8 protein-coding genes are annotated in these 7571 nt (G+C 65.1%); 4 read left to right on the top strand and 4 right to left on the bottom strand.

All coding sequences use genetic code 11. From position 1 onward, the window contains the following. Positions 1 to 108: 108 nt before the first annotated feature. The 3 genes from BN903_RS06965 to BN903_RS16585 all read left to right on the top strand — a co-directional run bounded on the left by BN903_RS06965 (position 109) and on the right by BN903_RS16585 (position 1898). Complete coding sequence (locus BN903_RS06965; RefSeq protein WP_048077044.1) at positions 109 to 957, top strand: DNA-binding protein; 849 nt, start codon at positions 109 to 111, stop codon at positions 955 to 957. 428 nt (positions 958 to 1385) lie between these two features. Further along, the gene (locus BN903_RS18315; protein WP_255331279.1) at positions 1386 to 1520 is read left to right on the top strand and encodes a hypothetical protein; all 135 of its coding nucleotides are present in this window, start codon (positions 1386 to 1388) and stop codon (positions 1518 to 1520) included. A gap of 225 nt (positions 1521 to 1745) precedes the next feature. Next, entirely contained in the window at positions 1746 to 1898 is a 153-nt protein-coding gene (locus tag BN903_RS16585) for a hypothetical protein (RefSeq protein WP_154018074.1), read from the top strand. Between the two features lie 94 nt (positions 1899 to 1992). Here the strand turns inward: BN903_RS16585 and BN903_RS06970 are convergent, their stop codons facing one another. Next, positions 1993 to 2565 carry a metal-dependent hydrolase gene (locus tag BN903_RS06970; protein WP_048077045.1) on the bottom strand — a complete coding sequence of 191 codons (573 nt, stop codon included), beginning with the start codon at positions 2563 to 2565 and terminating at the stop codon, positions 1993 to 1995. A 133-nt stretch (positions 2566 to 2698) separates the two neighbouring features. Between BN903_RS06970 and BN903_RS06975 the strand changes: the two genes are divergently transcribed. After that, positions 2699 to 4489 carry a PAS domain-containing protein gene (locus BN903_RS06975; RefSeq protein WP_048077046.1) on the top strand — a complete coding sequence of 597 codons (1791 nt, stop codon included), beginning with the start codon at positions 2699 to 2701 and terminating at the stop codon, positions 4487 to 4489. Positions 4490 to 4543: 54 nt separating this feature from the next. Here BN903_RS06975 and BN903_RS06980 read toward each other — a convergent pair whose 3' ends face one another. The 3 genes from BN903_RS06980 to BN903_RS17315 form a co-directional block, all read right to left on the bottom strand. Further along, entirely contained in the window at positions 4544 to 5758 is a 1215-nt protein-coding gene (locus tag BN903_RS06980) for a glycosyltransferase (RefSeq protein WP_079890604.1), read from the bottom strand. Between the two features lie 118 nt (positions 5759 to 5876). Then, positions 5877 to 6800 (bottom strand): NAD(P)-dependent oxidoreductase, encoded by a 924-nt coding sequence (locus tag BN903_RS06985; RefSeq protein WP_048077047.1) that lies wholly within the window; start codon positions 6798 to 6800, stop codon positions 5877 to 5879. A gap of 468 nt (positions 6801 to 7268) precedes the next feature. Continuing rightward, a partial coding sequence (locus BN903_RS17315; protein WP_048077048.1) for a DUF4129 domain-containing protein occupies positions 7269 to 7571 on the bottom strand: 303 nt, incomplete at its 5' end.

Genomic DNA, 7571 nt, shown 5'->3' on the forward strand with positions numbered 1-7571 from the left:
GCGCGAGCGAGAGCGCGCAGTCGTGGCTGTCGGGCGTCGACGTCGAAAATCCGCGATGAAAGGGATCGCGGGCGCGGCGCGTGAGCGCCTTCGGAGTGGAACACTCCAATGAGTAATACCAACGTGTCAACAAAAGAGGTTTCGGTGGATGAGCAGGGACTCGAACCAGCTGAGACGGAGCCAGACGCTGAGCCATTGCGGCCCCGGGTCGAGCTTCAGACGCAGGCGAAGGTGGACGCGAACCATCCCGATGCGGGACTGCGTGGGTTGTCGCTGGCCGCCGAGGAGAAGGCGCTCGCGCGTGAAGCCGAGAAGGCCCGCACCCGAGAGCGGTGGGATCGGAGACAGTCCTCCGATCGGGAGGCCCGGACGCGGCAGGTGGCCGCTGAAGGGAGTCGCCAACGCCGGGACCGGTTCGCCGAGCGGCGCGCGAGCGTGGCCTCATGGGCTGACCCCGAACGAGACGATCCCAGAGCGACGCTGTCACAAGATGAGCTGGCGACGGTAAATCAGGAAGCGCGGCGGATCGCGACGAACACCACAGGCTGGACACCCGCGGCGGTGAGCCGGCAGCTCGCACGGCGCGTGGCCGACGGCGAGAGCGTGACGACGGCGGTCATCGGGGTGACAGAGCAGATTCAGCAGGCACCCGGAACGATCATTCCGATCGATACGGTCAGCGAGGTTGGTCGCGGCACGGTGAGTATCGCAGGGACGTGGAGTGAAGACTGGGATCCTGCGCATCCAGCCATCCAACAAGTCGGGCTGCTCGCAGACGACACTGGGCGGATCAAGGTGACGGTGTGGCAGAAATCCGACCAACCGCGCATCAACGAGGGCGAGCAGGTGCGACTGGTCGATGTCGCGATGAGTTGGTACGACGGCCGCGTGTCGGTGGCGCTGACTGGGTGGTCGCGGGTCGATTTCCCCGAACGCGACCGGTGGTGGGACACGTAGGCCGGTACGGTTCCTCTTTTTTTGCCGGGTAATCGCTGCGTGGCTGGGTTCGAGATTGGCGATCGGCTGGCTGATCGGTGTGGCCGCACCATCCAGCCACACCCCACGCCCCACCCTCCGCTCCGTGCTCGCTCCCGGCGGTCGCTGCGCGCGCAGCCACAACCGTCAGTCAGTGACCCACGACTTCAGTCGTGGGCTTCCATCGCTGTGGACACTGCCTCTAAGAGTCACAATCCAGCACGTCGTAATTAGACCAGTTCACCGATAGAGTTTTGATTTTGTTTCCTAATAGGAATCGTATGCCTAATAGGAAAGAGTCAATCTCGATAGCGATGTAGTATCCGTTTCCGGAGGATCGGGTATTCCGATACCAAGCGATACAGGACGTTCTTGCTGTTCTCATCGACCGGCTGTATGCGAAATATTCGATGAGGGAACTCGTAAGCCTCACCGGGGCGAATAAGGGAACGATCTCAAAGGCGGTCAAACTGCTTTCCGAGCTTGATCTCGTCGAGACCGCACCGGACGGGCGGACCCAGCAGATCCAGATCAACCGTCAGTGACCTACGACTGAAGTCGTGGGCTTCCGGGCTTGTACCGCTGTGAATTAACCACCACACCACGCTATTTATCCGACGTGTTAGTACTTACTGCCACTGAATTCGGTGACGACGCGTACCTGCGTCCCGGGTCCAACGACCGGACCGGCGACACACATAGTATCAAACTGAAACCACTTGGATTCCTAATACGGACCATTAATATGTGATGACGTGACAGGGCGGCGTATGCCCCTCCCCGCCGAGTGCCCCGAGTGTGGCGACACGGACATCGATGTCGTCAGCGTGCCGCCAAGCGACCACGCCTACGAGGGCTGGCAGACCGCGCTTGAATGCGACACGTGCGACGAGCGCGTGTTCGCCCGCGAGCTCGACGGGTAGTTTCGACCTGTCGCTCGCAGTCTCGGCGAGTCGTCTGGGCTGTTCGCTCTTCGTCGATTTCTCTCGCGCTCGTCAACTACTACGTTCCATCGGCTCACGGTTCGCGTCTCGGCCACTGGCCGCGTCGAGCCGCCCACAGCCGCAGCCCGACGAACGTGACGAGCGCGGCCGCGACGATCTCGATCTGGACCGCTGCGGCCGGCTCGCGATAGATCTCGAGGACGCGAACCCACGGGGCGATGTCGTCGCTCGGGCTTCGGGGGACGCTGACCAACGGGTACGCGAGGAACCGCATCGATGCGAGGTCGCCGGCGAGCAGCCCACCCCAGGCGTCGCCGAGCAGGTGCGCCACGTACCCGACCGCGAACGCGGCCGGCGCGACTTCACGCAGCCGGTCGGGAATCCGATCGCCGACCGGGGTCGACTCGGACCGCATGACCCACCAGAGACCGCCGCACACGCCGAACAGCACGAACACCGAATGCGCGAGCGAGCGCCCGTAGACTAACACGCCCCAGTAGGCCAGCGGTTTGTCGATCAGGTCCGGGAACTGGCTGCCGACCGCCAGCGGCACGAGCGCCCAGCGGACCGGCAGCCGGCGGGTGGTTGCCGCCGCGTACGCGACGTACAGCAGATACGCGACCGCGCCGTGTGTCACCGGATCCATATCGTCTCCGTCGCTCGGACGCGGCTAACCGTTGACGATCGCAAGCGGGCGGATCACCGGCTGCCGCGTACTCACCCGGCGACCACCGCTTATCTGTAACATTTATATTGTCTGGTTGATGTGTTGGTGACGAATGGCGGCGTCTGCGATCACGCGTCCGAAGACGATTCACGTGCTCTACGTGGACGACGACCCGGAGCTCGTCGAGACGGCGGCGGCCCTGCTCGAAGCCGAGAGCGGACGCCTGACGGTCGAGACGGCGACGGATGCGGACACGGGGCTCGATCGTCTCGCTGCCACCGCTATCGACTGTGTGGTCTCCGACTACGAGCTGCCGGGCCGAGACGGGGTCGCGTTCCTCGAAGCCATCCGCGACGCGTATCCCGACCTCCCCGTCATCCTGTTCACGGGAAACGGATCCGAGGCCGTCGCCAGCGACGCGATCGCGGCCGGCGTCACGGACTATCTCCAGAAGGGGGGCGATTCGAGCCAGTACGCCGTGCTCGCGAACCGGATCCACAACGCCGTCGACAGCGTCGTCGCTCAGCGCGAACGGCGACGCCACATCGACGCGATCCAAACCGCACAGGAGGGGATCGCCATACTGGACGACGAGCGATTCGCCTTCGTGAACGAGGCGTACGCCGCGCTGTACGGCTACGACGCCGAGGACCTGATCGGCGACCACTGGGAGCGTGTCTTTCCCGACGAGGTGAGCCCCGACCTCCGCACCGAGATCCGATCGACCGTACGGGAAGCCGGGAGCTGGCACGGTCAGACGGTCGGTCGCCGGGCGGACGGCAGTACGTTCACCGCGGATCGGGCCGTCTCGCTGACCGACGGCGGCGAACTCGTCTGTACCGTTCGGGACGTCACTGACCGCGAGGATCAGGCGTCGCGGCTCGAACGCACGACGACTCGCCTCGAACTCGCCATCGAGGGGGCCAACCTCGGCGTCTGGGACTGGGACATGCGGACCGACGCCGTGCGGTTCAACGACAAGTGGGCCGAGATGCTCGGCTACTCGCTGTCAGCGCTTGAGCCGCGGCTCGAAACGTGGGAGAATCGCGTCCACCCGGACGACCTCGCCGCCGTCGAGGCGGCGTTGGCGGAGCACGTCGACGGCGAGACCGAGTACTACGACACGGAACACAGGATGCGCACCGCGGACGGCGACTGGAAGTGGATCCGCGATATCGGAACGATCGTCGAGCGCGACGACGGCGAGCCGGTCCGGGCGGTGGGGATCCACCTCGATGTCGACGACCAGAAGCGACGCGAGCGGGAGCTCGAACGGGAGAAACGCCGGCTTGAGGAGTTCACCAGTATCGTCTCACACGACCTCCGGAACCCGCTTCAGGTCGCGGCGGGAAACGTGGAACTGGCGTCCGACGAGTGTGACAGCGCGTACCTCGACGACACGATGAACGCGCTCGACCGGATGGAGGAACTGATCGACGATCTCCTGCGGCTCGCGCGGATCGGCGACCAGGTCACCGAGACGGAGATACTCGATCTCGCGCCGCTCGTCGACGACTGTTGGGGGACCGTCGAGACCGCCGATGCCACGCTCGTGAACGAGACCGACCTGACGCTCCGCGCTGACCCGAGTCGACTCCGGCAGCTGTTCGAGAACTGCTTCCGGAACAGCGTTGAACACGCCGGAACGGGCGTCACCGTCACCGTCGGGGACCTGCCCGACGGCTTCTACGTCGCGGACGACGGACCGGGGATCCCCGCGGACGACCGGACCGACGTGTTCACGGCCGGATACTCGACCGCCCCGGCGGGAACCGGCTTCGGACTGTCGATCGTGAACCGAGTCGTCCAGGCGCACGGCTGGACGATCCGCGTGACCGACGGGACCGCGGGCGGCGCACGGTTCGAACTCACCAACGTCGATTCCGATCCGTCGGCCGACTGATCGTCACGGAGACGGACCGCCCGTCTCGGAGCCCGCTCCGAGCGGGCTGGCCCCCTAGTTCACGGCGCTGAAGAAGAATGACGAGAACACGAGCTGGACGCCGACCACGATCGCGGTGAACGCCACGAGCCCGCTCGTCGTGAACGGCACGGCGGCGAAGCCGTTCAGCGCCCAGTCGACGATCAGCCAGGTCGCGTAGCTGGCCCCGGCGGCGAACACGATCAGGCCGGCCGTCGCGCCGCGTTCGAGCGTTCCGTACGTCGACACCCACGAGGTCACCGCGTCGCCGGGTTTCTGGATCGGGTCGCTGGCGACGGTCGCGAACACGCCGAGGGTCCCGACCTGAATCCCGAGGATCGTGAAGAGACTCCCGGCGATCATCGAGTTCACGCCGAGCGTCACCTCGCCGAGCGCGACGCCCGTGTGCGCGACCGCCATCACGGCCGCGCCGAACAGCGCCAGCAACACACCGGGCACGGAAAACAGGTAGCCGGGCGCGTTCACGAGCATGAACCGGACGTGTCGCCAGCCGTCACGGAAGCTGTCGAGCGTCTCCTCGCCCTCCCGCTCGTGATACACGATCGGTACCTCGGCGATCTGGAGGTCCTTCGCGCCGGCGTCCATGATCATCTCCGAGGCGAACTCCATGCCGTCGGTCTCTAAGTCCATCCGCTCGTACGCCTCGCGGGTGAAGATCCGGAAGCCGCTGTGGGCGTCGCTCACGCCGGCCTCGTAGAACGCGTTCAGGAACTGGGTCAGGAGTGGGTTTCCGACGTACTGGTGGAGCGTAGGCATCGAACCGTCTTTGATCTCTCCGTCGAGACGGCTCCCCATCACCACGTCAGCGCCCGTCTCCTCGAGATGGTCGAGCAGCCGCGGGATCTGCGTGAAGTCGTACGTGGTGTCGGCGTCGCCCATGACGATGTACTGGCCACGCGTCCGCTCGAAGGCGTACCGATAGGCGTAGCCGTACCCTTTCCCGTCGGGTTCGACGACGATCGCGCCCATCTCTCGGGCGATCTCCGGCGTGCGGTCCGTCGAGCTGTCACTGATGATGATCTCCGTCGGGAGCTGGAGCTCCTCGACGGCACTCTTGATCCAGTTGAGACACGTCTCGATTCCTTCTTCCTCGTTCAGCGTCGGCATGACGACCGACAGCTCCGGTGTCGTCGCCGACTCTCGGTCGACGAGGAGTTCGTCGGCGCTAAGCGGGTCGTCACGGGCAAGTTCTGACTCCGACTCCGATGGAGCGGTAGTAGTGGACGCCATGAGCTACAAAGATCGTATACGTGTCGTACATCAGTACAACTATATGAAATTTTCTTTCTGAGTGAATAATCTTACAGACATCCACTCGCTGTCGTGAGACCTTCGACGCGCTCGATCGCTACGCGTCTAGATACGGCTCACACACCCGTGCGACGCCGTCCTCGAAGTCGATCTCCGGTTCCCACCCGGTGGCCTCGCGGATCCTCGAGATGTCCGCGCACGTGTCGTGGACGTAGTTCTCCAAGGGAATCGGCTCGTACTCGGGTTCGACGTCCGTCCCCAGCGCGTCGTTGATCAGGTCGATCATCTCGTTGAACGAGTACGGATCGCCGGTGCCGAGGTTGTACACGCCGGTCAGTCCATGGTCGGCCGTCGCGATCAGCCCGCGGACGATGTCGTCGACGTGCGTGAAATCGCGCGTCTGGCTCCCGTCACCCCAGAGGACGGGTGACTCGCCGTTCGCGATCTTGTCAGCGAACTGCGAGACGGTGTTGGCGTACTCGCCTTTGTGCGCCTCGTTGCCGGCGTAGCCCTGATACACCGAGAAGAAGCGCATCCCCGCACACGTCAGGTCGTCGTAGAAGTTGTTGTAGTACTCGGCGTAGCGCTCCCGCCCGAGCATCGACGCGTCGTATCCCGTCGCGGCCTCCAAGTCCATGTCCTCGGGGCTCGGCTCGGTTCGACTGCCGTACGCCGACGAGGTCGAGGCGTACACGACCGTGTCACAGCCGTCCGCGTACGCCTGCTCGACGACGTTCACGAACCCTTCGATGTTCACGCGCGCGCCCTCTCGCGGGTTCTCTTCGAGCATCTGCCGGCTCGACAGCGCGGCGAGGTGGAACACGACGTCGACGTCCGTCGGGAGGTCCTCGTCGAGGACGTCCGCGTCGACGTACTCGACCGCCTCGTCGAGGTTCCCCTCGGTGCCGAGGTAGCCGTTGTCCAGCGCCAACACGTCGTTGCCGGCGTCGGCGAGGTGGTTCGCGAGGTTCGACCCGATGAAGCCCGCGCCGCCGGTCACCAGAATTCGAGCGTCCTGCATGTCTACTCCCCGTACTGTCATCAATATAACCGTACTGGAATCGCTGTCGGTCTGGTCCGGGTGAGGTACCCGATCGATCACCGGAAACCCAGTGAAGTGGGAACGATCCACAATCTCGACCGCTCTTTGATCCACGACCGTCCGGATGGCACTGGGCTTCTGCGCGCGGCCGACGACCACGGCGCGGCCCGACGACCACGGACCCGCCCCCGGCATGAACCCGTTCGCCGGACAATGGTTTAGGAATTAATATGTTTCACCAGACGATGTTTATATACGCGCGGTAGCGACGGTGACGCATGGGTGGATCGTCATCTCGACCGCGGTGTGACTGCGGCCGACCGATCGTGCGCGGGCTCTCCGCGGCCGCGCGCTGTGCGAAGTGTCGCCGCCGCCGGGAGCGGTCGTCTCGGTCGGGCTCTCCGTAGAACCGAAAGAGCGCGGAGGCTGCCCGCGAGACGGCCTCGTTCAGTCGTCGCTTCGGCTCACTGACGACCGAGTATCGGCGACGTCGTCGCTCGCGTCGACGGCGTTGTCGGCCGTCTCCGAAGGAACGCCGTGCGGGGCGAACACCGCCTGCTCGTACGCCTCCGTGACCGCCTTGAGCCCGTCCGAATCCACCCCGTCCTCGTCGCGCCGCCGCCGGTAGAACTCCCAGTGGGTCGCCGCGGTGTCGTCCGTCGACCGACTGAGTCGAGCCCGGACCGCCGCGTAGGCGATCCGGGCGGCCTCGTCCGGCCGGCCGGCGGCCAGTTCGGCTCGTGCGCGCTC

This window comes from Halorubrum sp. AJ67, from assembly GCF_000513435.1.